General features: G+C 39.4%; 23 protein-coding genes, 1 pseudogene and 2 riboswitches. Of the genes and pseudogenes, 8 read left to right on the top strand and 16 right to left on the bottom strand.

Translation table 11 applies throughout. The features are described from left to right. Nucleotides 1–233: 233 nt before the first annotated feature. On the top strand, nt 234–374 hold the full coding sequence (locus ACJROX_RS08330; RefSeq protein ID WP_408010284.1) for a hypothetical protein: 141 nt from the start codon (nt 234–236) through the stop codon (nt 372–374). Nucleotides 375–431: 57 nt separating this feature from the next. Here ACJROX_RS08330 and ACJROX_RS08325 read toward each other — a convergent pair whose 3' ends face one another. The 4 genes from ACJROX_RS08325 to ACJROX_RS08310 all read right to left on the bottom strand — a co-directional run bounded on the left by ACJROX_RS08325 (nt 432) and on the right by ACJROX_RS08310 (nt 4651). Next, nucleotides 432–587 (bottom strand): hypothetical protein, encoded by a 156-nt coding sequence (locus ACJROX_RS08325; RefSeq protein WP_408010283.1) that lies wholly within the window; start codon nt 585–587, stop codon nt 432–434. A gap of 275 nt (nt 588–862) precedes the next feature. Then, on the bottom strand, nt 863–2230 hold the full coding sequence (locus ACJROX_RS08320; protein ID WP_408010282.1) for a PTS ascorbate transporter subunit IIC: 1368 nt from the start codon (nt 2228–2230) through the stop codon (nt 863–865). Between the two features lie 28 nt (nt 2231–2258). Then, nucleotides 2259–2525 carry a PTS sugar transporter subunit IIB gene (locus tag ACJROX_RS08315; RefSeq protein WP_408010281.1) on the bottom strand — a complete coding sequence of 89 codons (267 nt, stop codon included), beginning with the start codon at nt 2523–2525 and terminating at the stop codon, nt 2259–2261. A gap of 20 nt (nt 2526–2545) precedes the next feature. Beyond that, nucleotides 2546–4651, bottom strand: a complete 2106-nt coding sequence (locus ACJROX_RS08310) for a BglG family transcription antiterminator (RefSeq protein WP_408010280.1) — start codon at nt 4649–4651, stop codon at nt 2546–2548. Nucleotides 4652–5039: 388 nt separating this feature from the next. On the opposite strand from ACJROX_RS08310, the gene ACJROX_RS08305 reads away from it, so the two are divergent. Then, nucleotides 5040–5489, top strand: coding sequence for a hypothetical protein (locus tag ACJROX_RS08305; RefSeq protein ID WP_408010279.1), 450 nt, complete (start codon nt 5040–5042; stop codon nt 5487–5489). A 41-nt stretch (nt 5490–5530) separates the two neighbouring features. Here the strand turns inward: ACJROX_RS08305 and ACJROX_RS08300 are convergent, their stop codons facing one another. From ACJROX_RS08300 to ACJROX_RS08285, 4 genes are all read right to left on the bottom strand, one after another. Further along, nucleotides 5531–7042: a sodium:solute symporter family transporter gene (locus tag ACJROX_RS08300; protein WP_408010278.1), complete on the bottom strand. Its 1512-nt coding sequence runs from the start codon at nt 7040–7042 to the stop codon at nt 5531–5533. A gap of 114 nt (nt 7043–7156) precedes the next feature. After that, nucleotides 7157–8542: an LLM class flavin-dependent oxidoreductase gene (locus tag ACJROX_RS08295; protein ID WP_408010277.1), complete on the bottom strand. Its 1386-nt coding sequence runs from the start codon at nt 8540–8542 to the stop codon at nt 7157–7159. A gap of 94 nt (nt 8543–8636) precedes the next feature. Continuing rightward, nucleotides 8637–8741: riboswitch (SAM riboswitch) on the bottom strand. A gap of 105 nt (nt 8742–8846) precedes the next feature. Then, a riboswitch (SAM riboswitch) is annotated at nt 8847–8951 on the bottom strand. A 295-nt stretch (nt 8952–9246) separates the two neighbouring features. Next, nucleotides 9247–9417, bottom strand: coding sequence for a hypothetical protein (locus tag ACJROX_RS08290; RefSeq protein WP_408010275.1), 171 nt, complete (start codon nt 9415–9417; stop codon nt 9247–9249). 382 nt (nt 9418–9799) lie between these two features. Beyond that, nucleotides 9800–10672 (bottom strand): LysR family transcriptional regulator, encoded by an 873-nt coding sequence (locus ACJROX_RS08285; protein ID WP_408010274.1) that lies wholly within the window; start codon nt 10670–10672, stop codon nt 9800–9802. Between the two features lie 110 nt (nt 10673–10782). Here ACJROX_RS08285 and ACJROX_RS08280 point away from each other — a divergent pair, with 110 nt between their 5' ends. Next, complete coding sequence (locus tag ACJROX_RS08280) at nt 10783–11907, top strand: AbrB family transcriptional regulator (protein ID WP_408010273.1); 1125 nt, start codon at nt 10783–10785, stop codon at nt 11905–11907. Between the two features lie 192 nt (nt 11908–12099). Here ACJROX_RS08280 and ACJROX_RS08275 read toward each other — a convergent pair whose 3' ends face one another. Next, nucleotides 12100–12543, bottom strand: coding sequence for a carboxymuconolactone decarboxylase family protein (locus tag ACJROX_RS08275; RefSeq protein WP_408010272.1), 444 nt, complete (start codon nt 12541–12543; stop codon nt 12100–12102). 181 nt (nt 12544–12724) lie between these two features. Then, nucleotides 12725–13288, bottom strand: coding sequence for a TetR/AcrR family transcriptional regulator (locus tag ACJROX_RS08270; protein ID WP_408010271.1), 564 nt, complete (start codon nt 13286–13288; stop codon nt 12725–12727). A gap of 629 nt (nt 13289–13917) precedes the next feature. Between ACJROX_RS08270 and ACJROX_RS08265 the strand changes: the two are divergent. Together ACJROX_RS08265 and ACJROX_RS08260 are read left to right on the top strand one after the other, a co-directional pair. Then, nucleotides 13918–14343: pseudogene (locus ACJROX_RS08265) on the top strand (DUF3231 family protein); the annotation flags it as partial. Beyond that, entirely contained in the window at nt 14329–14889 is a 561-nt protein-coding gene (locus tag ACJROX_RS08260; RefSeq protein ID WP_408011609.1) for a DUF3231 family protein, read from the top strand. The pseudogene ACJROX_RS08265 and the gene ACJROX_RS08260, both read left to right, overlap by 15 nt. 1116 nt (nt 14890–16005) lie before the next feature. On the opposite strand, the gene ACJROX_RS08255 is transcribed toward ACJROX_RS08260, so the two are convergent. Beyond that, entirely contained in the window at nt 16006–16221 is a 216-nt protein-coding gene (locus ACJROX_RS08255) for a hypothetical protein (RefSeq protein ID WP_408011608.1), read from the bottom strand. 363 nt (nt 16222–16584) lie between these two features. Between ACJROX_RS08255 and ACJROX_RS08250 the strand changes: the two genes are divergently transcribed. From ACJROX_RS08250 to ACJROX_RS08240, 3 genes are read left to right on the top strand one after another with little or no spacing between them, the layout of a single operon-like run. Next, a complete protein-coding gene (locus ACJROX_RS08250) occupies nt 16585–18081 on the top strand; it encodes a spore germination protein (protein ID WP_408010270.1) in 1497 nt (498 codons plus the stop codon). Nucleotides 18082–18110: 29 nt separating this feature from the next. Beyond that, a complete protein-coding gene (locus tag ACJROX_RS08245) occupies nt 18111–19178 on the top strand; it encodes a Ger(x)C family spore germination protein (protein ID WP_408010269.1) in 1068 nt (355 codons plus the stop codon). Beyond that, the gene (locus tag ACJROX_RS08240) at nt 19178–20275 is read left to right on the top strand and encodes a GerAB/ArcD/ProY family transporter (RefSeq protein WP_408010268.1); all 1098 of its coding nucleotides are present in this window, start codon (nt 19178–19180) and stop codon (nt 20273–20275) included. Before ACJROX_RS08245 ends, ACJROX_RS08240 begins: the two co-directional genes overlap by 1 nt. A 270-nt stretch (nt 20276–20545) precedes the next feature. Here ACJROX_RS08240 and ACJROX_RS08235 read toward each other — a convergent pair whose 3' ends face one another. The 5 genes from ACJROX_RS08235 to licT form a co-directional block, all read right to left on the bottom strand. Then, nucleotides 20546–20695 (bottom strand): hypothetical protein, encoded by a 150-nt coding sequence (locus ACJROX_RS08235; RefSeq protein WP_408010267.1) that lies wholly within the window; start codon nt 20693–20695, stop codon nt 20546–20548. A gap of 111 nt (nt 20696–20806) precedes the next feature. Beyond that, a complete protein-coding gene (locus ACJROX_RS08230; RefSeq protein WP_408010266.1) occupies nt 20807–22246 on the bottom strand; it encodes a glycoside hydrolase family 1 protein in 1440 nt (479 codons plus the stop codon). An 18-nt stretch (nt 22247–22264) separates the two neighbouring features. Next, nucleotides 22265–23704, bottom strand: coding sequence for a 6-phospho-beta-glucosidase (locus ACJROX_RS08225; RefSeq protein WP_408010265.1), 1440 nt, complete (start codon nt 23702–23704; stop codon nt 22265–22267). Nucleotides 23705–23777: 73 nt separating this feature from the next. Then, nucleotides 23778–25724: a beta-glucoside-specific PTS transporter subunit IIABC gene (locus ACJROX_RS08220; RefSeq protein ID WP_408010264.1), complete on the bottom strand. Its 1947-nt coding sequence runs from the start codon at nt 25722–25724 to the stop codon at nt 23778–23780. A gap of 142 nt (nt 25725–25866) precedes the next feature. Continuing rightward, a complete protein-coding gene (gene licT / locus ACJROX_RS08215) occupies nt 25867–26694 on the bottom strand; it encodes a BglG family transcription antiterminator LicT (protein WP_408010263.1) in 828 nt (275 codons plus the stop codon). Between the last annotated feature and the right edge of the window lie 219 nt (nt 26695–26913).

Here is a 26913-nt window from a genome sequence, read left to right as displayed (position 1 = left end):
TCTATATATCAAAAATAATGACGAACATTGTCCGTCAATTAAGCATTCAGTTACATTACAAAAGGTACAGGTTTTGAAAAAAGGCTGTCGAAATTTTGAGGTTTATTTATTGGACCCTCCTCGAAAGGCAAAACTGACTTGAATATCGCTTTATCCTGTCAGCCATATGTAAAATATAGACATAGTTTTACATTTATTAAAATGTATTTATTTTTTTATGTGAGGTGTATAAAATGACAGCTTTGGATGTTTATGAGGACATTTACCGTAGTTTAATTATTGAATTTCAATCAAAAATCGGTCGTCCTTTATTAAGTGATGAAGTTCGTTATATTGAATGGGTTGCAATGAAAGCTTGTGGAGAATATTCATAATCAAAAACTTGGAGGGTCCAAAACCACTATAAAGTTAAGTTTTGACCCTCCTGTAAATTATTCATATATTTCGTCAGCATGGTCGTAACGAATTTTTTCGGAATTTGTTTTACCCTTTTTATTTTTTGCTTTATCTTGTCCCGTTTCAACGTTCGTCAAACCTTGATTAATGTCAGATCCCGCTGTTTGTCTTGTATTATCATTTTCTGGCATGTTCTCACTCCTTTCTTTTTATGGCTATTATTTTACCCAGAGTTTTAAATAATACTTATTAGAAAGTTCATCTGTTTGTTCCCATGATAGATAATCTATTTGAACTCTATCTTACAAGAGTTCTATCGAATAATAGACTACTTTCTATGGCATGGATTTTTGTCGTATCCATGAAACACCGTACTTTACCGATAACGTCATAACACTGAAAAAAGAATAATCGCAGATGATTTCGTTTGTGAAACCACCTGCGATCTTTAAATCATGGGCTTAAATTACGCCGCTTCTGTATTATTTTTATTGTCATTCGCTTTTGATTTCCATCCGATCCAGAATAGAAGCGCAAGGATTCCCAAGATCACGAGGACGACAAGGATATTCGATTCGATCACCCGGATAAGATTTCCGAGTACGATTCCGACTACACCAAAGTCTGTATCTCCAAAAGTCGTACCTTCAAATCCTAAGGAGCCGAGCACCGGTAACAACAGCGCTGGCAAGAAGCTGATCATGACGCCATTCGCCATCGAACCGATGATCGCACCTTTTCTTCCCCCAGTTGCATTTCCGAAAACACCTGCCGCAGCACCTGTGAAAAAGTGGGGTACCAACCCTGGGACGATCACCTTCAATCCTAATAAAGGCAAGAATGCCATACATACTAACCCAGCGACAAAGCTCGATAAGAATCCAATGATGACTGCATTACTTGCAAATGGGAAGACAGCTGGGCAATCCAGTGCTGGTTTTGCATTCGGTACAACTTTATCAGCAATACCTTTGAACGCTGGCACAATTTCACCAAGGAGCATGCGGACACCAGCAAGAATGATATACACGCCGGCAGCGAAAGTAAGACCCTGCATAAAGCCGAATACAAGGAAGTTTTGTCCTCCGCTTAATTCTGTTTCAATGTACGAGGATCCCGCAAAACCCGCTACGATGAAGAATAGGATGACCATCGTCAATGATACGGAAACAGAGGTGTCACGAAGAAAGCCAAGTGATTTAGGAACCTTGATCTCTTCAGTGGACTTGGATCCTTTTCCGACAGCTTTTCCAACCGCTGCCGATACAAAATAACCGATGGAACCGAAGTGACCGATCGCGAAATCATCGGAACCTGTTACCTTGCGGGTGTACGGTTGCAGCATTGCAGGAAAAAGGACCATCAATGAACCTAAGATGATCGAACCGATGATCACCATTGTTACTCCGGATAATCCTCCTGTTTTTAAAATAACCGCAATCATACACGCCATGAACATCGTATGATGCCCTGTCAAAAAGATGTACTTGAATGGAGTGAATCGCGCCAACAGGATGTTGACGATCATGCCGAACAGCATGATCATAGCCGTCTCAGTACCGAAGCTTTCCTGGGCAAGCGCAACGATCGCTTCATTGTTCGGTATGACACCGCCTACCGAAAATGCTTCATTGAACATATTGCTGAACTTATCCAACGATTGGACGAGTACACCTGCACCTGCACCGAGGATGACAAATCCCAATACTGTTTTCAGCGTTCCTGAAACGACGTCCCCGGAGTTTTTCCGTTGGACAAGCAGACCGATCAACGCAAATAGTCCGACCAGGATCGCAGGCGTACCTAAAATATCATTCATTATCAAATCAACCATGGTTACCGCCCCTTCATTTTATATTGGATTACAAATTGTTTTCTAACGCTTCACGGAGCTTGTTTTTATCCATCAAATTCTTAAGCTTGACTACGTTTTTCTTTCCATCTTCCAAACTTTCCACAATGTCTTCAGACCCCAGATATAAATCGGCTTGTTCTGTCTTCGCTGTAGCGAGGTCCGTATGTGACACCTCTGCCTCTTTCCCCATATCCTTCAAAGCCGCATTTACATTCATCTCCACAATCATGCTGCTTCCTAAACCATTTCCGCATACCACTAATATCTTTTTCATTTTCTAGTCCTCCTTTATTGTTAAGCAGTAATAGCTTGATTGATCAATTCAACCACGCTCGTGCGATCTTCTGATAAAATCAACCGATCGACGTTTTCCTCGTTTGATAACAGTTCTGTCAATTGAGCCAGCGCTTTAAGATGCGTCTGGTTGTCTATTGCCGCCAGCACGATGATGAGCTGCGCCTGATGTTTCGTTTGTGAGGAAAAATAGACAGGCTCTTTCAACCTCAACAGGCTCATCCCCAATCGCTCGACACCTGCTTCTGGCCTGGCGTGTGGAATTGCGATCCGCGGGGCGATCACAATGTACGGGCCAAGCTCCTTCACATTTTCGATCATTGCCTCTACATAATCCGAACGGATCGAATCCAGATCGACCAAAGGTTGTGCAGCGAGCCGGATCGATTCCTCCCAATCAGCTACACGGTCTTCGAGCTGGATCGTTTTCTCTGTTAATAATTCATTGAGCATAGGTTTCCGCAGCTCCTTTGTTTTTGGTGACTTTGTTTTCAGCAACTCCGATAATTCTCTCTTCAATTCCTCTTTTTCGTGTATAATTGCGTGTCGTTCTACGACTTCCAGCACCCGATCCGGCAAATCCTTCGACCTTGTATCCTGACCAAAGAGCTCATTCATCCGCTGGAAGACGTACTCTTTTTCAGTAGTGGATAAAATGGCCGGTACATGGATGACTGGAATGCTTTTCGGTTTGATGAAATTTGTGGAAAAGATCACATCCACATCGTAATCATTCCTCTGGAACTCTCTCATGGAAAGCGTCTCGATGACTTCAAGTCCTGTAATCAGGTTTTCCAATTGTGCTTTCAGCATGTTCGAAGTGCCGATTCCATTCTCACACACGATGATCGCCCTGTATTTCGTCTCAACCTGCTTCTTTTCTTTTGTAAGCCAGCCTCCAAAGTGCAAGGTGATGTAGGCGATTTCCTCATCAGGAATCGATTGGCCCACATAATACTCCAGGTGAAGCATAACCCTTTTCGTCAAATGATAGATATCCTGATAGTTCTCCTGGATGCTTTGGGACAATTCGTTCCCGATCTTTACGCCATATTTCAAGCGGTAATAGGTCGGTTTAATATGCGAAATGAGATTCTCTTTAAGCCCCTGCCGATCATCAAAAATGACACAAGCATAGGTTTGAAAGTCCGAAACCATTCTGCTGACAACTTGTTGAAGCCCCTCCAGTTCACTTTGTGCATAACGGCTGAAATCATCATGATGGACTTTCGAGCCAAGAAGATTCATCGTGATGAAGCAAATCTCATCTTCAGGAAAATGGACTTCCCACATTTCTTCCAGTTTCTTCGCGATATGCAAGGCAGCCTGATAGGCTTCCGTCTGTTGGAGAACGCTCTTCTCTTCAGGGTCGACAGTAACCAATCTTTGCAGATGGATCCGCTTTAGGATAATGAAAATTTGAAGCGATAAGATCTCGACCATCTCATCGGTAAGCGTCAATCCCAATTCTTTTTCAGCATCATATAATAGCGTTTTGACTGAACGTCTCTTATCCTGCGTCGAACCTATATCCTCAAGCTGGATCATTCGAAGGATTTCATTTCGAACATTAGGCCATTCTTTATGTGAAAGGACTGTGGAGAGAAGGTCTGATAACATTCCTCTCTTGTTTTCCTCAGAGCCATCAAGCACATAGCCTGATCCGGGTTTGTAGTGTAGCTTGAGGTCGTTTCTACTGAATTCTTGCTTGATCGACTTGAGGGCTTCCGCAACAGTACCCCGGCTCATACCAGTGACCTCTATAAATCGATCCATAGAGGCTTCCTGCTCTTCAAGTAGAATGATAGCTTTGATCAGCTGTTCACGCTCTTGTTTGGATAATTGATATTGCCATCCATCAAACCCATCTTCATGATGAACCTCTACTTTGGACCTTGTTTTCCCAGGTAAGTATAGGCCCTTGCCACGGATATTCTGGACCGGCTCCAAGTCCTGATTTTCCAGCCAATTGTTGATTTGATGGAGATCATAATAGATAGTGCGTTGAGAAACCCTCATCTTTCTGACTAATTCTTTTGTCGGGATGGGAGTATAGGATTGTTGAATGATGGATAACAAGTGTGCACGCCTTTTATCCAATACCATGGGGATCCCCCTTATCTACAAATCTATTTTTGCATATTTGTACTTCAATGAAAGTGATGATCATCATCTACCTATATAATAACGCTTATATCAAGCCAATGTAAGTGTTTCCAATGTGTAAATGTTGTAAATTCAAAGTTTGCAAGATTATACTCTATATAGTCTGAATGGAAAAAGACCATATTAGATGTTCACTCTAATATGGTCTCTATGGCCGTACTTGAGCTGATTTTGGCCGTACTTGAGCCTAATTACCTCCATTACCAAACGCAACATGTATCAGTCTCAAGTCTTATTTAAAAATATGGCCCTGGATTGTTTTTCTGCCTCCATCTGCATAGTAATCTGAATATACATCGAAAAATCATACATGGAGGATGCTATTATCATGAACAAGTCAAAGAACAGGTTAGGATTACCTGTAGTAACACTCTTTTTATTAGCATTGTTAGGGATTCCTCGTGTAATCGCTCATGATCTGAATTGGGTGGAACCTGGGGGCCTGTCCAATATGCTGCTTGTGTTTATTCCCCCGCTAATTTGGTTAGGAGTTGTAGTGAAGAAAACGACCAAGCCCTTTAAACCGCTTTTATTGATTGGAATATTCTACGGAATCCTATTAGGCTTCACCCACCAACTGTTATGGACCTCAGTTTTTGATTCGTCACCTACTTTAGGTAGTACTTTAAGCGATGTATCCGTATCAACAAACGCTCTGATCACGAGAATGTTTGGATTCATCAGCAGTTTACTTACTGGAACGGTGGTTGGTTTGATAGTGGGACTAGTCGGCTCATTCATTAATTCTATTCGTGGGGTATCTACCAGAAAAACCTGAGGGGGCGCAAATGTCCCTCAGGCTTTTGTTAGTATGCGAGATTATGAATTTGTACTTGCGTATTTAAGCTTCCGTTTCACTGCTGGTTGGGTACCGAGGCATACCGTGACCATGGTGAGAAAACCGAAGATCGATCCATAAAAGAGAGCGATGAACAGATTCTCAACAATACCGAGACTGGTCAGAATAATGTAAAGGCCAGCTCCCCCGATTACGGATGCAATGGCGCCATATTTATTGGCATATGGCCAGAAGTAACCGAGTGCAATCGGAGCGACAATCCCACTGATGATCGCAGATGTTCCGAATTGGGTCAACAGAGCCAAGGATTCAGGTCGCTCGATCGACAAGTACAGCGATGCGACACCGATCAATATAAGCGAATACTTCGAAATCTTCATGGCCCGATCATCGACGATCCCTTCCGTCACATGTTTGTTTTTCAACAAAAACGGTCCAACCAACGGCTTGAAAAGATCGTTCCCGATACTTGACGAGATCCCAAGATACAGGCTGTCCGTCGTCGAAAGGATCGCTGAAATGATGCCTGTCACCATGATTGCAACGACGATCGGATGAAATGCCTCGATCAGGTACAACGGAATCGCCTTATCTGCTGCATCCAAGTTCGGCAGGATGACACGGGCAGCAAGACCGGCAAAGACCGTCAGCGTCGACAACAAGAACAATGAGATCCCGGCAGACAGTGTGAACGGCCGCAGCTGTTTCGCATCATCGAGCGTCAGAATTTTATTCATCAGATGCGGCAATAGTACGAAACTGAACAACAGCCACTGGATGGACAGGATCGAAAATCCGCTTGAAAAAGGACCGTCACTTGTTGATGTCGCGGATAGCAATTGCGGACTTGCCGAAGCAAGCTGTCCTTGGAGCTTACCGAATACCCCAAGGCCGCCTCCGATCGTCCATAGCAATGAAACGAATATGACGACGGATGTGATCGACATGATGATGCCCTGGATGCCGTCACTTACCAACTGCGCGAATGCACCGCCCCAGCCGACATAAAGGATCGTAATCACTACTCCAAGTACGACTCCCCACGTATATGGGATACCGATGATCGTTTCGAACATCGTCGCAAGACCGACGTTCTGACCGACGATATAATAAACGTTGAACAGGATCAACAACGCGACGAGGACGCGGATGGTGCTGCTTTTATAACGAGAACCGAGCCATTCCGGGAGCGTTACGACCCCTCCGTTTTTTTGACCGTATTTCCAGAATGTCTTGCCGAACAAGAGCAGTCCGAACCAGGAGACGCCGAAACAGCCGAGGGTCCACCATAACGCAGAGTACCCGTACGTATACGCCCAACCTGGCACCCCGAGGAAAAGATTGGCACTGGCATAGGATGCCCCGAAGCTCATCCCGACGATCCACGGATTCACCTTCCCTTTCGCGATTGTGAACCCGACGAGCGTACGGCTATGGACAGCTCCTTTCTTCCCGAGCCAGATGACGAATATGAAATAAGCGATGAGCAGTGTGATCGTTATCCAGATAAATGATGTCGCGTATGATCCCATTTATGATTTCCCCTCCTTACTTTCCTTCGGGTATAGGTGATTCCATAGTCCAAGTCCTACAATCCAAAATGCTGCAAGTCCGATAAAATAGAAAGTTAACATGCTATCCCGCCTTTAAACCGTTTCAAGTTCTTTGCGCTTACGATATTGTGTTCCAGTATGTGTGTCAGGGAGGTGTGTCTTCCCAGATCCGAACAATTTCTCCCGATAGGTTCCTTCTTCATAATCCTTTTGAACGAGGCCTCTTTCTTGTAAAATCGGTACGACCAGCTCGATGAAGTCCTTGAATGTTCCCGGTGCCAATGTATAAGCGATATTAAAGCCATCGACATCCGCTTCCCTTACCCAGCGTTCGAGTTCATCAGCGACTTGTTCCGGTGAGCCGACGACAAGAGGTCCGCGTCCACCAAGCCCGACATGCTTCGCCAGTTCCTCCACCGTCCATCGTTTTTCCGGATCGGCTGTCGTAAAGATTTCAACCGCTGACCGCATCGAATCGTTCTCGATATATTCAAGTGTTTGGTCCGGTTCCAATTGTGAATAATCGATCCCAGTCCAACCGCCCAGGAGCGCCAATGCTCCGTCATAGCTCACGTAGCTCTTCTGTTCTTCATGCTTTCGTTTCGCCTCTTCTTCCGTCCGGCCGACGATCGGTGTAAACACAGTGAATACCTTGATGCTATCCCGACCACGTCCACTCTCTTCTGCCTTTTGACGGATATCATCGACCGTCTTTCTTACGATCTGTGGTGTCGGACCTGCGACAAAGACACATTCCGCGTGGTGTGATGCGAATTTCCTTCCACGAGGTGATGCTCCTGCCTGGTAAAGGACCGGCGTACGTTGCGGTGAAGGATCACAGAGATGAATACCTTTGACGCGGAAGTGCTTCCCATCATGATCGATCTCATGCACTTTTTCAGGATCGGCAAACACTCTCGTATCTTTGTCGTGCTTAACCGCATCGTCCTCCCAGCTGCCTTCCCACAGCTTATAGACCACTTCCAGGAATTCCTCCGCAAGCTCATAACGGTTATCATGCCCGATCTGCTGGCTCAGTCCATAATTCCGTGCAGCACTGTCGAGATAGGAAGAAACGATATTCCAGGCAACCCGTCCGTTTGTCAGATGATCAAGTGTCGAGAACCGTCTTGCCAACGTGTAAGGCTGTTCATAGGTCAACGTGTACGTAAGGCCGAAACTGAGATTCTTGGTCGCTTGCGCCATCGCTGGAACAAGCAGAAGCGGATCATTGACCGGAACCTGGACACCCTGGCGTACTGCAGCGTTCCGACTTCCTTTGTACACATCGTAAACACCGACGACATCCGCCAGGAACAGTCCATCGAATTTCCCTTTTTCAAGCAGTTGTCCGAGCTCCACCCAGTAATTGATGTCGTTATAACGGTCCGATTGGTCCTCCGGGTGCGCCCATAACCCCGGTGATTGATGTCCTGCACAAGCCATATCAAATGCATTCAACAGAATTCGTTTTGTCATTTCTTCTCCTCCTCAAGGATTGTTGTAAGTTTTTTTGAAAAAGAAAAAACCTCTTCTGAAAATAAGAAGAGGTCGTTGGTCACGTCTAAGGCTCTTCTTATCTTTCAAGCGTAAAAGCTTGCTGGAATTGGCACAGTACTTTGATAAGTCTGTTGCCGAGGCTTCATCGGGCCAGTCCCTCTGCCTCTCTGGATAAGAAATCACTATTCATTTAGAGTCGGTGGTACACGTGCATCCTCCTTTTATAAAATAATAAAACCCCTTCTTAAAAAGAAGAGGTTGAGAATACAGAATCACTCGGCTCTTCTTATCTTTCAAGCATTGGATGCTTGCTGGAGTTGGCACAGTGCTCTAAAAGCCTGCTGCCGAGGTTTCACAGGGCCAGTCCCTCCACCTCTCTGGATAAGAAAAATTCGTTCAGATGAAATTTTTAATATGATTCATAATTTACTACTTACACTTCGACCTGTCAACAGGAAAATTGAATTTTAAAAATATTTTATCAAAAAACTATTGTAATAGCTTGAGAAATATACTCGCTTTCCGCTAGCAATCCGCAAGTATGAAGCGTCCATAGAGCAACTCTATCCGTTTTTTCCGCTCGACTGTCCGTATGAAGCGTCCATAGAGCAACTCCATCCGTTTCTTTGCCCTCGACTGTCCGTATGAAGCGTCCATAGACAACCTATCTGTTTCTTTGCCCTCTACTGTCCGTTGACTACGATAATTAATGGAAGCAGCAAGTTATCTGAAGTGAACTGAAGCTCTGTTCCCTGTACCGCCCATTGCTCTCCTCCATAAGGGAGGAAAGCGTCGAAATAGATCTGTGTTGTTGAAACGGTTCCAGTAATTTTCCCACAAACTTTCAGAAACAAAAAATCATGATAAGTACAAAGTAAATCACCATTTTATCCCCTTAAGCCAGTTCAATATATTGGCCTTCCGTTCCTTTTTCGGCCGATCATCTATACATCGATTCAGGATCGCTTCATGCGGCGAACAGATTGGACACAACTGGAAAATTTCATAAGGAGGAAAATAAGATTGATAACGAACAAAATGTTTCTCAATAGAGCATCACCTCCAAGAGCATGATACTCTATTCTATTAAACTAGCAGGAGATCGGTTTGTGCTGATGATAGAGAAAATAGTTTTTTCAGTCAATAGAATGACTTGATTTTAGGCTTTGTACTCTTCATTGTTGATTTCTACGAAATTTCGCTATTGAAATATCAACAACATAGCGGCATCTAATTTTAAAAGTCTTCATTCATGTCGATGCTTTCTATGAATCTGACAAACTCCCGTACCATATTCAAATTCAAGGATTCCTTATGGTATAGCATCCACGTTTTCCTCAATAATGGTTCTTCCTCTTTTGTATTCAGATCGATGGTATATAATCCTTCCGTATCTCTTAAAATCATGCTCGGCATGATCGCATACCCTAAACCGTTAAGCACCATCTCCTTACACGTATCGACCTTATCCACTTCGATATTGATCAATGGGGGATGTGGATAATTTTCAGACCACCAGTCATCGATTACGCTCTTTAGAGAGTATTCGGACCGATAATCGATCCTCGGCAATTCGGGGAGTTCATCCAAATGGATCGGTTCCTTGGAGACGATACATATCGTTTCTTCAAACAATAAATGTTTTTCATCCACCCAATTGAAATCTCCCTTCACAAATGCAATATGGATATCCTTCTTAGGCAATAACGGTGCAATCTCACTGCTCCATCCTGATGTGACTTTGTATTCGATATTCGGGAACCTGTCTTTGAAAAGCTTCAGAACGCCAGGCAATTGATAATGGGCGAAGTAATTCGATACCCCTAGCCTTAATGTTCCTGACACAATGTCCTTCATGTCATGTACATTTTCCTTGATGCTCCGGATCCGCAACAACATTTCATCTGCGCATTTTGCCAGATACTCCCCCTGGGACGTAAACTGGATTCCCCGCCTTCCTCTGTTGACGATTTTCACACCGAATTCTTTTTCAATCTGTTTCAGTCGGTTGGTCAAAGCAGGCTGGGATATATAAAGCCTTTTTGCTGCTTTCGTAATGTTTTTCTCCCGATATAAAATCTGCAAGATCGACCAATCACGCGTTTCCATCAGCATCCCTCCCAGATATAATGAAAACTTATCGATATCCATTCGATTCCAATATTTTATTTATACCAAAAAGTATACTATATTTTTTATATAAGGGAGCGAACTGAATTATGAACAAAAACAACATATTTTTTCGCAACATGATGTTCATCCTTTTGAGCAGTATCGGTGGTTTCCTACTCTCTTTTACAGGTCTGTCAATCGGCTGGATGATCGGGTCATTAGTAGTTGCGACTTTACTCTCCTATCGTAAACCTCAATTTCTACAAACTAACGAACAAGGAATCTCGAAATTTTGGACCTGTATTGGACAATGCCTATTAGGGATCGAATTGGGACAGAAAATCAATCTGTCCGTTATGAGCGTCTTCATGGAAAATTCCCTCGCCATTATTTTCATGCTGATCATGTCCATCATTTTCTCCATCATTTCTGGTTATGTCCTTTGGAAATTCAGTAAGACAGATATGCTTACAAGCTTTTACGGTACTGCCCCTGGGGGACTTACGGCAATGCCCAGTATCGCCGAAGAGGTCGGGGCCAATACGGCAATCGTAAGCATCATTCAGACAATACGCGTTTTCCTCGTCATTTTGATGATCCCGATGATTGTTTCCTATTTGTTGGTGACGCCTCACCACTCTGGTGCAGCGAATAGTGCTTTAATGATGGCTGCACCGGAATTCCAGTTCACGCAACTGTTTTGGACCTTTGCCCTTGTTTTCGCAGCATGGGGAGGGGCTATTTTAGGGAAAAAGCTGAAATTCCCAGCTCCTTGGACAATTGGAAGCATGCTGGGTGTAGCGATATTCCAGACAGCCGGCTCTTCGATGGTCGGTCATGATCTCATCGCCTGGTGGCCGACCACGTTCATGATCCTTGCACAAATTTTGATCGCCTCCAGTATCGGCGCCATGTTCCATAAGAATATGTTGATCGGGCTGGGGAAAATCGTCAACCTTGCATTGATATGTACAATTGGGTTCATCCTTGCAATGTTCGGCTGTTCGTTCATCGTATCGAAGCTGACAGAAATCACTTTCGTGACAGCCACCTTGGCTTTTGCGCCAGGTGGGATTGCGGAAATGGCAACCACGTCAGTTCTGTTGGATGGAGATTCGACCTTCGTCGTCGCCGTTCAGGTGCTCAGGATCATTGTCGTCCTCCTGTTTTTACCGCCTTGTTTCAAATTCATCGAACATTATGAAAAGAAAAAGGTTGAATTATCCGGTTGAAGGAAAAGAAAGTGGCTATTACCTAAGGGGGTCTATTGACCCCCGAAGCCATCCATATTTATTCTTAAGAATACCCTACTGCACTACATATGAAAGAATCTACTGAAGAGGAATTATACAAAGCCACCGATTACTGTAAGTAAAAAGGGATGAAAAAACGAACACCATTTTGATGTTCGTCAAGTGTAATTATTAATTTTTAGTAGCTGTATTCCCCATTGCAATAGAAATTCTATTCCAACTATTGATTTGATTGATAATTAGTACAAGGTCAACATATTGTTTCTCGTCATAATGTTCACGGACACGCTTGTATAGATCGTCTGGCACTCTTTTTGTAGGAATCAGGGTGATATGCTCGGTTAGTTCTAAAGCCACTTTCTCTTCAGCTGAATAAAAATCGCATTCTTTCCAAGCATTTAAACAATAAATTCGTTGTTCAGTTTCGCCCATTTTTCGAGCGTCGGATGTATGCATATTGATACAGAATGCACAACCGTTAATTTGAGAAGCACGAATTTTAATAAGTTCACGGAGTTTACGTTCTGTCCCTGTAGATTTAGTATACTTCTCCATATCCATCATAATTTTCATAGCTTCGGGGGCCACATCATAGTAGGCAACTCTTTGACTCATAAGGTAGTACTCCTTTATTTTTTATTGAACTCTATTCTATCCCAACGAGGATATTTTTTTAATTGTTCACTTTTGTTTCATTTAAGGTACTTATATGTACCTTAAAAAAGCAACGTAAAATAATATTCGAGATCTACTTACTTACTAGAAGGTAAAAATTCATTTATAAAATAAACCGTTCTTATGATTTTTTAAAAAAACGGTTTAACTGGTTTAGTACATCGACTAATACATCGTCGTCCAGCACACGTCGATATAATAATGCTCCCTTAATGCTAGATAATATAGTTACCGCCACCGATTGTATGTCATCAGAATCATTTAGGCTTTTTTCATTTTGCGCCTCTGCAACAAGTTCTTTGAGAATTGAGAGTTCCAATTTACTGACTTCCTTAATTTTATTTTGAACAATATTTGGCAGTGATTCATAATCCGTCTGCAAAGATGAAATCGGACATATTTCAGTACACTCGAACCGTTTAGCCTGTTGTTGAATGAATTGTTTTAACTTTTCTTCTGCTGAAACCGAAGAATTTTTAATTGACAACAAAAAGTATTCCAAGCTTTTTGTAATCCGTTCGGTAATGGCAACCCCTAAATCCTCCTTCTTTTCAAAATGATAATGAATACTTGCCTTGGTTACGCCTAGTTGTTTAGATATGTCATCATAGCTGAACCCTACATACCCTTTTTGTTGTACTAACTTTATTGCTAAATCTATGATTTGTTTTTTTCTGTTTTCCATATCCAAATATTAACTTACTAATAGGTAAGTGTCAATGTACAAGTATTCAGGCGAGATTGATTTTACAAAATGATCATTGGCCAAACGTGTGTATTTTATTGAATATGTGACGTTTTTTAATTTGTTTTTAATCCCCTCTTCTTGTGTCCAAATCGGCATGAGTGTTCATCGAACATAAATCCCTTTTTATGAAGAAAGACGCTTTTCTTATTTCAGATAAGCTCCCTTTAACGGAATAACAGATTAGTTGCTAAGCTTCATCGAATGGAAGATAAAGACCATTCCAAGTATTATCGAATTGTAAAAAACGAATAAATTTTGTTAGCCTTTTTGGATGCTGTTTTCTTTGTTTGATTATAAAATCTATCTTGATTGTTTCAGACAGTTCTTTATATTGAATTGATTGTATTTCTTTTCGACTTTTTGAAGGAAGTTCGTTTTAGATATTCACTTCAATATTTTTGAATCATTATATTACCAACATCAGTTTGGTCAGATATATAAAATGTTGTTCCTTTTCGAAAGGTTCAATCCTATACACGGAAACTCTATGTGTGTTTAGGAAGAATTACTGATTCATGAATAATCAAGAATTTTATTGACAAACTAAAAAAAGAAATTGGGTCTTTAGGAGGTATAAAATGAACGTAAATGAATTAGGATTCCTTTGGTACTTACAATCAAGTTCAAACATGATCAATTTATTATTAAAATATCTTAGTGAAACTTCTGAGGATACTGATTTAAGGAATATTTTAAATGAAATATATGAAATCTCTACATATCAAGAACAAGAGGCTACTCAATTATTGTCTGAGGAAGGTTATAAAGATACACCGTTCTTCAGGGAAAATGATATATATAGTTCAACAACAAAGCTATTTTCAGACCAATTAATTATAGAAATCTTAAAGCATATAACGAGTAATGGATTGCGAGCGCTTGCTGTTCAATATGTTGAATTAACAGATTATAAAGTAAAAAATTTTTATAAAAAACTACTCAATGATGTAATTCAATTAGATTTTTCTTTATTAAAATTGCTTAATGATAAAGATTTATTACAAAATAATTCCTTCTCTTACAAAAAAGCAGATGAAAGGGATGGGAAACTATTCAAAGTTGCATCAACTCAGCAACGGCCACTTAATGCGGTAGAATTGGCAAATATGTTCAGTTCCCTTCAATGTAACAATGTTGGAGTTGCTCTTTGTATCGGTTTTTCTGAAGTCGTAGAGGATATGGACACAAAGAAATTTATACTAGATGGGAAAAAGTTAGCATTTTATCAATCAGCCACTTTATCCGATATCTATAGAGAAAATGGAATTCCAACTACAACTGGACTAGAGGCTCACGTTATTAAAGTAAAGGAATCACCTTTTTCAGATAAATTAATGGCAAACTTAATAATGTTCCTAAATCCAGTAAGTATAAGCAATCTACAAAATGCAGTGGTATCCAGTTATAAAAAGGATCATATAGATTCTTTAAAGGAACTAATCAAAATGGTTGAAGACTACTCAGAGAAAGGGCTGAAGTTATTAATAAGGAAAAATTGGTTTAATGAACCACCTGTGTCTAATTGGTCACATAAATAGAAACGGTGGCAGGTGCTAATCAAGAAATGGTAACTTCTCGGCACATGCTTTAGGGATGGTAACAATCAGAAAAATGGTATTAAATATATGTATAAGAAATACAACAAATGATTAAAGGCAGCTACTTTAGTCGAGTAGAAGGGAGCCTTTCTACCTTACGGTAAATTGAACTCCATCCCCTCCCAGAACCGCGCTTGCACTATTGTCTGGATAGAATTCAGGCGCGCACACTAATTAAAGCTACGTTTCCTGAAGCCCCCCTGCGATCCCGGACGGTCGGATTTCCCGAGTCCGGTTCTGACCTTGGATATATAATAAATGAGCCTTCCCTTATTATCCTAGGATTAAATGGCGACACCCATGTTCCCCAATCAATAACAAGGTTTACTACATAATTAGCCATATTCGGGACAAATAACTGTTATTCTTAAGGCTCTGTGTCCTATTTCACATCCCATGGCATCCAAGTGCCCAGAGGTCCTTTGCTCAACTTTGGTGTTACCATTGTTGAAATATGTTTCTACATATTTAGAAAAGCATTACCTTTTCCTCTTAGCTACTACGACCTCATCCGTCAGTCCTAAATCCTCCTGTCAATTTCGGTGGTACCTTATATAACGGGTCTTTGCTGGTTGTTGTCGTCCCAGCTGGAAGTAGGACCTTCCCGTCGTTATCTCTGAAAATCTTTCCCTAGATGCTAGAGCCCATATCCCGGCTTCCCCTATAGTGCTTATAACCGTTTCTTCCTATAGGGCTTCGGCCTTCCCCAATGCATCAACAGGTCGGCGAATCGCAACATTCCCTTCAACAGCTTCTGAAGGGGGAGCCATTTCGAGACTGCAGTATTCGTTAAATCCTTCTGGCCTCTAGGTTTGCTTGCCGTACTGACTGTTCCTACCTTATATTCTCTGAGTAATATAGGCAGCTACGGCTTTTACGTCCGAGCAGAACGTGATTTGTTACCTCCTCACGCATCGGATATGCTAGTTGTCTGAATCGGTCAATTGACAACAGGAGGCTTTCACTCCATAAGATTTTCAGCCTTGACGGCTGCTCCAATGCACACGGCTCCTCCTAGTCATCATTCACAGAATGTAGCTAATCTCTTTTCTTAATTCATATATTCACTTTAATTCTTGGTGAAGGTAGTTGATATTTATCAAGAAATAGTTTGAATTTATCCCAAGTAAAGGATTTCCTTTGACTCCTTCTATTGAGCCATTTAAACAATAAGTTCTCGATTTTGACTTTGAAGTTGCTAACATTTTGGATATTATCGGTAATGCAGTAATAATTGTAATAACCTTTAAGCGAGCGTCTAAATCTATCCATGATCACATGGATATTTTTATTTCTATTCTTTTCCAGCCATTCTTTAGACTCTTTTAATTTACCTTGGAGTTTCTTCCTACTCGATTTCCGTTTCACCCGAAATTTCCCTTGTTTACTTTTCCCGCAATAATGAGTGAAACCTAGGAAATCAAAGGTTGCTGGTTTACTAATCGAAATGATCATTCGCCAAACGAGTGTATTTTATTGAATATGTGACGTTTTTTAATTTGTTTTTAATCCCCTCTTCTTGTGTCCAAATCGGCATGAGTGTTCATCGAATATAAATAAATAAAAACACCAGAAATTGCCTAAACTATCCAAGAATAATACTTGATTGTTTTCATATGGGGAGGTGATGGATCCTTGTGGAATTTCATAAAACAAAAAAACAATTCGATACATGAGTTGTTTAAAGAGGCATCTAAATCTGATGATTTTTACCAGTTTTCCACTAAAAGCGTCAATGGGTCACCCATATATTTTTCCTATTATAAGAGTCTTATTGATGAAAAAAAAATACATCATCATCTCCTTCCATATATTCAATCTACAGAGGAGGTATTTACAGAGCTTTCGGATTTGATGAATGCCATACCTATAGAAGATCGAGAAATCACTTCCGATGCTAAAGTATTCATAAACAAACTTAAAAAAGGCTACATATTCATTCATTTAACGAAAACTCCTGAGAAAGGTATTTTGGTTAATCTTTCGAATGGAACGAAGGGTTATAGAGATTTTAATAATGCTGACCATGAATATAGTGTCATCGGACCAAATGTGGGCTTTGTCGAAGATCTTGATACAAACCTCAGCCTATTGAGAAGGCAAATTACATCCGAAGATCTTGTTTTTAAAGAAATTACTAAAGGATCTCTTTCAAACACTCGGGTTATGATTGGATATATTGATGGAATTGCAAATCCACAGCACATTCAAACCATGAAACAACGTCTTGAGGATTTAGATATGGATGTTATATTCGATAGTTCAATTCTAGATCAGATTATTTCTGATAACGCAAATACACCTTTTCCGCTATTCATGTCTACAGAACGTTTGGATCGTACAATCTATATGCTTTTACTTGGACAAGTAATCGTTATTAGTGACGGTTCACCTTATGTTATCGCAGGACCTACTAGTATATTTAACTTTTTTATATCACCAGAGGATTATTACTCACCGTGGTCAGTAGGGTCTTTCTTTCGATTAATACGATTTATAGGTGTCCTCTTTTCAATTTTGGCAACACCAATTTATGTCGCAGTATTAACACACCATTTTGCAATCATTCCGGAAGATCTGTTAACCCCGTTAATCATGTCAAGGGCAAATGTCCCGTTTCCTCCTTTACTGGAAGCTTTATTTTTAGAAATTACAATAGAACTCTTGAGAGAAGCAGGAGGCAGACTTCCGACAAAAGTTGGCCAAACTCTGGGAATTGTTGGAGGTATTGTAATTGGGCAAGCTGCTGTTCAAGCTGCACTTACAAGTAACATTTTATTAATCATCGTAGCTCTTTCAGCACTTGCTTCTTTTACTACTCCTATTTTCAAGATGTCTAATACCATTCGGATATTAAGATTCCCACTTATTCTCTTAGCTGCAATTTGGGGAGGTTTTGGGGTAACTCTGGGTCTTACTTTTATCCTGTGCCATCTAATAAGGTTAAAATCTCTTGGCACACCCTATTTGGCACCTCTATACCCATTCAGGTACAGAGATTTAAACGATAGTTTTATTCGGTCTTCTTTAAGCGTCACGACTAAACGGTTTACCTTCTTTAGACCTCTAAAGTTGCATAGGTACAATGTCAAAAAGCATAAAGACACCGAGGATGACTATAATAACGAATAACTTAGTTCTTTTTCAAGAGGTTGTGGGCCATGATGAAATTTTTAAAAATCCTATGTGTCCTGTTGTTAATAGTAGGATGCTCTAGGAATAAAATAGTCGAGGATTTAAAAATAATTGAATCATTAGGCTATGATCTTGAAGATGATAAAATAAAAGGGAGCGCCTCTTTCCATGTTCATTATGATGTACCAGCAGGGGCACCAGTAAAGCTTCTTACAGCAGAATCCGAAACTGCAAATGGAATATTTACGACGTTTACGCAACAAGTACAACACCCTGTTGAAATTGGAAAAACAAGAACAATAATAATGGGAGAACCTTTTGCAAAAGAAGGCATTAAAGATTTAATTGGTACGCTTGTCAGAGATCCAATCGTAGAAAGCAATGCAAAAATGGCAATATCAAAGCAGGAGGCTGCTGAAGTCCTTAATCTTTCTATGAGATTTCCACCCTATTATCTCTCTGATGTAATTGAACAAAATATAACATACGGGAATACGCCACAAACGAACATTCATACAGTATTAAATCAATACTATGGTGCTGGGCAAGATGTTTACTTGCCGGTCTTAACCATTTATGAATCTGAGAAGATAATGGTTGATGGTTTAGGAATTTTTAAGGGTGACAAATTGATGATGCTCCTTCAGGATAGGGAAGCGTTCCTCTTTAAGATCATTAAAGACAAAAATATTAGTGGTACTTATGAATTCATCAGCGAACAGAAAGAGAAAATCTTTCTAAAAATTATGTATGGAAAACGAAAAGTCTCCATTAAAAATACTCATCAAAAGCCACAGGTGAAAATTAAACTTGATTTGTTTGCTCTTATTAAAGATTACCCAAGATCTCTTGATCTTTCTAAAAAGGAAGATGTAGATAAATTATCTAAAAAGATCGAAAAAGAATTAAGCACAAAAATTGAAAGGTTATTGGAAGAGTTTAAAGAGGAACAAGTAGATCCTGTGGGATTTGGAGATTTAGTTAGAAGTGAAAAACGGGATTGGACGCAAAATAGCTTTAATGATCAATACCCAAATTTAGAATTTGAAATTGAAACGAAGGTGAACTTTCTACAGACGGGAGTGGAAGGATAGTGGAGCAAAAAAATAAAGAAAACTATTTAGTTTCTACTTTTTTTGTTTTCTTTTTGATTCACTCCTCTCAAACAGGAATTGGTCTTCTAAGCTTTCAGAATACGATTATTGAAAATGCTGGACATGATTCATGGATCTCAGTTATTATCACTGGTCTAAGCCTTCATATTATATTATGGATGATACTAAAAATGGTTAGTAACCCTACCAAAGACTTGTTAAAAATCCATCAAATTTCGTTTGGTGAAAAAATCGGGAATTTTTTATCGGTTATTGTAATTGGATACTTTTTACTTTTGGCTCTCACCGTTTTTCGTACTTATATAGAAGCTATACAGGTATGGGTATTCCCAATGATCAAAACTTGGGAGCTTAGTCTAGGGTTAGCATGTCTAATCATTTATATCATTACCGGAGGATTCCGAACATTGACGGGAATAAGCTTTCTAGGAGTGGTTCTACCTTCTATTCTTCTGTTAACGTTATATTTTCCTTTTCAATATGCTAATTTTAGAAACCTAATGCCGGTTTTTAACCATTCAATTCTGGAAATAGCTCAATCCTCTAAAGCATCTTTCCTTATATTTATTGGGTTTGAGTCCTTGTTGATTTACTTCCCATTTATTAAGCACCCTTCTAAATCTGCAAAATGGGCACATGGAGCATTAGCATTTACAACTTTCATATATCTATTAGTTACATTAATAACCTTCGTTTATTTTAGCCAAGGTCAACTTAAGCATACATTATGGCCGACATTAGCCATGATTAAGATTGTTGAATTTTCTTTTATCATGCGAATTGAATTTATTTTTATCTTTACTTGGCTTTTGGTTATACTTCCAACCGTCTGTATTCCAATCTGGTGTTGTACGAGGATCTTAAAGAAAATAACGAAAATTAAACCAAGGAAATCATTATATACGATTATGCTATTCATATTACTTTGTAGCATCTTAATTGATGACCGTCTGAAAGTAGATGCACTGGGGAAATTCACCTCAGAGGTAGGTTTCTATTTTATATATAGCTACATACCACTTTTATTTATCATTTTTTCCATACGTAAAAGCAAATTTAAAAGCTCTGAGTATTAAGTTCAATGAAAATCTAGAAAATATCTACTTTGAAGGATCTGGTGTTTAAGTAATTTAAAAGTTTTTTTGTGTTTACTTTTCGACTGTCTGGTAAAAAAACTGAACACTGCCGGAACTATGGGTCGTACAGTCGATTCAAACTTGGCTGTTTCATGAATATTATATTAAAAGCTGTTTCTAAAAGATTGTTGCTATTGAATAAATGGCATACCCGCGTTCTTCCATTAAAGATCCCCTATGTGGAACAAGAGTGTATAATTATTTTCTTTGTTAGTTAATATCTTCTAAAAAACTTTCAAGCATATTATTATATATTCCTGGCTGGTCTATATTTGCCGTATGACCTGTGTTAGGAACCAATCCAACCTTAGTATCATTTTTCATTTTTTTGAAATAAGTAGCTGCTTCTACTTCGTACAATTCATTACTACCATTCAGTTGTGTGAGGGACAAGGGACAGGTCCCCCGTCCCTCAAAAAAGAGAACAGAAACGAATAGTCCTGTTCTCTCTTAAGAGCAAACTCTCTTTTTTTATAGATTTTCTCCATTGCTACTGATAACAGCTTTATACCAATAGAATGATTTCTTTTTCCTTCTTTCTAGCGTTCCGCTTCCGTCATCATGCTTATCAACATAAATGAAGCCATACCTCTTAGAATATTGTCCTGTTGAGGCACTCACCAGATCGATGCAGCCCCATGATGTATATCCAATGAGATCCACGCCATCTTCAATTGCTTCGCCCATTGCTTTAACGTGATCACGTAAATAATCAATCCGATAATCATCATTGATACTTCCATCTTCTTCAACTTTATCATATGCGCCCAGCCCATTTTCAACGACCATCAGTGGTTTTTGATAACGGTCATATAACTCATTCAATGCAATACGAAGGCCAGTCGGGTCAATTTCCCATCCCCAATCACTTGCTTTTAGGAATGGATTTTGAACGCCGCCAATTAGATTTCCTTTCCCGATCTCTTCTGGTGTTTTATCTTTCTTCTCCGTTCTTGACATATAGTAACTGAATGAAATGAAGTCGACCGTTCCTTTTTTGATCGTTTCCAAATCACCTTCGTGCATATCAATCATAATATCGTTTTCTTTGAAGTATCTATTGATGAATGTCGGATACTCTCCTCGAACCTGTACATCTCCGCAGAAGAAATTAAATATTCTTCCATCCTCTAAAGCGTGCATAACGTTTTCCGGGTTCGAATCATACGAATAAGTTGGTGCGTATATAAGCATACAACCTATCTGTGATTCCGGTATGATTTGATGTCCAAGTTTTACCGCAATGGCACTTGCTACAAACTGATGATGAAGCCCTTGGAAGCTTTCTTGAAGACGTGTTTCTTCACTTAATGCTGAGAATCCAAGCCCAAACAACGGGAAGTGGGTGGCACCATTAATCTCATTAAACGTTAACCAATATTTCACTTTATCTTTATAGCGGTTGAAAACAACCGTTACATAACGCTTGAAAAACTCAACCAGCTTACGATTTTTCCACCCACCATATTCTTTTATCAAGTGTAATGGTGTTTCGTAGTGAGCTATCGTTACCAGCGGTTCGATTCCGTGTTTATGAAGTTCATCAAATACACGATCATAAAAAGCCAGTCCTTCTTCGTTCGGTTCAAGCTCATCCCCTTTAGGGAAAATACGGCTCCACGCAATACTCATGCGGAATACTTTGAAGCCCATCTCTGCAAACAAAGCAATATCTTCCTTGTAACGGTGATAAAAATCAATCGCCTCATGGTTTGGATAGGAGTATTTTTCTTGATCCATTTCAAAATCAAAACCTGGTTGCGATAAAAGATTAAGACGAACTTTCCCACCAGGTAGGACGTCTGCAAGGTTCAAACCTTTTCCACCTTCTTGGTATGCACCTTCTAATTGATTGGCAGCTGTCGCACCGCCCCATAAAAAATTATTTGGAAAATGATATTTTTCACTCATAGTCTTACCTCCTAATTCTTATAGATCTTCACCATTTGACTTGATTACATTTTGATACCAATAAAAGCTTTTCTTTTTCTTTCTGTCTAATGTCCCGTTACCTTCATTATCTTTATCCACATATATGTAACCGTATCGTTTTTTCATCTCACCCGTTGACGCGCTTACAATATCAATTGGTCCCCAACTTGTATAACCGATGAGTTCGACCCCATCTTTAACCGATTCTTTCATATGTTCTACATGCTTACGTAAGTAATCAATTCGATAATCATCCAGAATTTCTCCATCTTCATTAGGAACATCATGAGCACCTAATCCATTTTCTACAACAAACAAAGGCTTTTGATAACGGTCATATAATTGGTTCATGGTAATACGAAATCCTTTCGGGTCAATGGTCCAGCCCCATTCTGATTTTTTCAGATAAGGGTTCTCTATTGAACCGAATACATTTCCTGCTGTTTGATTTTTAAGAACTTCAGGATCTGTACTTGTTGTGCGTGAAGCGTAGTAACTAAATCCAATATAATCAACGGTTCCGCTCTTTAAGATTTCTTCATCTTCTGATTGCATTTCAATTTCAATACCATTCTCTTGCATATAGCGTTTCGCATAACCAGGATATGCCCCTCTCGCTTGTACATCAATGAAGAAGAATGATTCTCTATCTTTATCCATCCCATCCCATACATCCTCAGGATTTGATGTATATGGATACGTCATTCCAGCAGCCAACATACAGCCAATTTGGAATTCGGGATTGATCTCATGTCCCGCCTTCACAGCCAGTGCACTAGCAAGTAACTGATGGTGAGCCGCTTGAAATTGAATTTGTTTTTTATGATCTCCTTCTTTAAAAACAAGGCCTGCACCGATGAAAGGTAAGTGAAGCAGCATATTGATTTCATTGAATGTCATCCAATATTTTACTTTATTTTTGTAGCGCTTAAAAATGGATTTTGCATAACGTTCAAAGAGTCCAACAAGTTTTCTATTTCTCCAGCTTCCGTACTTTTCTATTAGATTGATCGGAACATCGAAATGAGCAATGGTTACGACAGGTTCAATATTGCATTTTAGGAGTTCATCAAATACATCGTCATAAAATTTTAGACCTTCTTCATTTGGTGTTTCATCATCATCACCATTTGGGAAAATCCTTGCCCATGAAATAGATAAACGTAGTGCTTTAAAGCCCATCTCAGCAAAAAGAGCAATATCCTCTTTATAACGATGATAGAAATCGATTGCCTCATGGCCTGGATAAAATTCATTTTCAGCTGGCACAAGACTTTCAATCTTTCCATTCATAATGTCCCAACGCTTCTCTCCTGTTGGAAGTAAATCTACAATTGTTAATCCTTTTCCCCCTTCAAGGTATGCACCTTCAGTTTGGTTTGCGGCAATGGCTCCGCCCCACAGAAAGTTGTCTGGAAAACCGTTTACTTTTTTCATCATACTACCTCCAAATTTTTCAATAAAGATAAGATATGGTTTTTAATTTGCAAAAACCATATCTATTTACTTGTTAAGCTCTGACATTTATCAGATTATTTTCATTAACCTCTACAGTATTTTCTTCAGTTACTTTTATTAAATGATCATTGACGTCTACAGATTTAACTTGTGTTACTTCTAAGCTTTCAAAATCGTTATGATTTGTAATGATCACTGGTGTCACCACTTCATAGCCTGCTTCTTTAATTTTCTCAATATCAAATTCTACAAGGAGATCTCCTGAATTTACTTTATCTCCTTGTTTGATATGGGAAAAGAAATGTTCACCATCTAATTGAACTGTATCGATCCCTACATGAATCAGGATATCTACTCCTTCTTCTGAAGTAAGACCAATTGCATGTTTTGTTTTAAATAATGTCGTAACAATTCCACTAACTGGCGCAACAACACGTCCTTCAGTTGGTAATACCGCGATTCCTTTTCCCATTGCTTCTGAAGCAAAAACCTTGTCAGTAACCTCACTTAATGGAACGATTTGGCCTTTTAATGGACTGTCAATTTTCACACTTTTATTGGTTGTACTTTTGTTTTTTTCTAATGGTGCTTCCCTTTTGTTCACACCTCCAAAGAAATAAGTTAAAACAAATCCTAATACAGTTGCAGCTACAACAGCTGCTACCAGACCCCAAAACGCACTATTCATGCCCTCTTCAGGATGGATATAACTTGGGAATCCAAATACCCCTAAGCCACCCATCACGTGTAATTTTGTTCCGAAAAGTCCAATCATTCCCCCACCAATACCAGCCGCAATACAGCTGATGATAAATGGCTTTTTCTTCGGAAGTGTAATTCCATAGATTGCTGGTTCTGTTACACCAAAGATACCAGAGATAAATGCAGGGGCACTAAGTGTCTTTAATTTTTGATTTTTTGTTTTTAACCAGACACCAAGAACAGCACCTGTTTGAGCAAAAGAAGCGGCGAATATCATTGCTAAGATAGGATCAAACCCTTGTGTTGCCAGATTATTAAATGCAATTGGAACAAGACCCCAATGTAAACCAAAAATAACAAATACTTGCCAGAAAGCACCAAGTATAACTCCTGCAATAATCGGACTTAGATCATAAACCCAAATTGTTGCTTGACCAACAAAATTTGCTGCCCATGTGGCAATTGGACCAATAACGATAAACGTTAACGGCACAACTACAAGCAATGTCAATGTTGGAACTAAGAAAGCTTTAACAACACTAGGTACTACTTTAGCAAATCCACGTTCTACTTTTGCAGCGAAAAAAGATGCTAAAATAATCGGAATAACACTTGATGAATAGGTCATCAAAATTACTGGAATACCTAGAAATTCAATAAATACCGGCGATTCAAATAAAGTTCCTGCAAATAATGTATAAAGCGGTTCACCTGAAGTTAATGTCGAAAGATTAGGATAAACGAGGGCAGAACCAATTACGATTCCTAAGAACGGTGACCCCTTGAATTTCTTCATTGCTGTATAACCAAGAATAACCGGCAAGAAGTAAAACAGCGCGTCACCTGTTGCATTTAATATTTGGTAAGTTCCACTTGTATTGGTTAACCAACCCAGGGCTACAAATAAAGCGTTAAAACCTTTAATCATACCTGCTGCTACCAATACACCTAAAATCGGTGTGAAAATCCCAGAAATCAGGTCAATAAAACGTGACAATAAATTTCCCTTGTCTTCATCCTCTGCTGTTTCATCTTGACTCTGTTTTGAAGAAAAGCCTCCAATTGCTGCAACTTCCTTATAAACTTCTGGAACATGATTTCCTATAACGACTTGATATTGCCCACCGCTTTTCATAACAGTTACAACACCATCTAAATTTTTCAGTTCATCCGTTTTTGCTTTCGATTCGTCTTTTAACTTAAAGCGAAGTCTAGTAATACAATGGAAAACGCTATTAACATTTTCCTTCCCGCCAACTAAATCTAAAATTTTTCTTGCTAACTTTTGATGGCTCATGCCATACACCCCCTGATGATTTGATAACGTTTTTTTATAAAAGAAAAAACCTAAACCACGTGAAGACTAGACATACAACGCCTGTCATTCCCGTAATTTAGGTTTTGCCTCGCAAGTAACAATCCTAAAATGGAATCAATCTTTATTTTTTTACTACGCGTTCAATATGAATCGTTAAATAAAGGATTTCTTCTTCTGTCAACTCATATCTGTATTGCTTTTCTACAAAATTTTTGATTTTTAAGGAACATTGATAAGCATCAGGATACTTCTTCATAATGACATTTAAAAGGTCGTCTTTCCCATCTTTATAATGCTCACCTTTCACCAACCGATGAGCAAAGAACTTCAAATGAGTAATAAACCTGTGATAATTCAAGGAGTTCTCATCAAATTCGATTTTGAAGCTATATTTAACAATGGTTAAAATGTCTTGAATCACCTTTGTCATGTCAACAGTATTTGTCATGTCCTCATTAAGCTGGGCATTCACAAGATGCAGTGCGATAAAACCCGCCTCATCTTCAGGCAAAATGACATTGAATCGTTCACAAATCATATTTAATGCTTCAAGTCCGATTTCAAATTCCTCTTTATAGAGGTTCTTCGTTTCCCAGAGTAATCCATTTTTGATTGGAAGATTATTATGATAACGCTCAATCGCAAAATGAATATGATCGGTTAAAGAGATGTAAATACTATCATTCAGTTTCTTCCCAAGCTTTTGCTTGGCGTAATGAATAATCTTTTCCGATAATTCCATGTACTCCAATGGGATATCTGCAATCAAAGTCTTAAATTTCTTTGTAATATCTTGGTCTTCCAAAGTGAAGATTTTCTCTGTTTTATCTTCATCGATGTCTTCTCCAACCCGTTTATTAAAGGCAATGCCACGCCCCATAACGATCACTTCCTGCTTGTTTTTTATGGAGACAATGACATTGTTGTTCAATATTTTATTAATCTTCACTTCTTCCACCTCCGATAACAAAAAAGGCAAAACCCTCCCTTATGAAAAGGAATCGGTTTTGCCTGATTTAACAGTAACAATCCGCTCTGTATGCGCTTACTTATATCCTACATCATATTACCCATATATTCAACCACTTTTTATAAATTTCAGAATAATTTTCAGGTGCAAGGTGCCGGGTCCCTTGTACCTTATTGATAAATTTTAACATTATTCCAT

It is taken from the genome of Pseudalkalibacillus sp. A8 (assembly GCF_045920555.1).
Lineage (GTDB): Bacteria > Bacillota > Bacilli > Bacillales > Fictibacillaceae > Pseudalkalibacillus.
The sequence above is the reverse complement of the archived record's forward strand: the minus strand, read 5'-3'. Positions and strand labels throughout refer to the sequence as shown.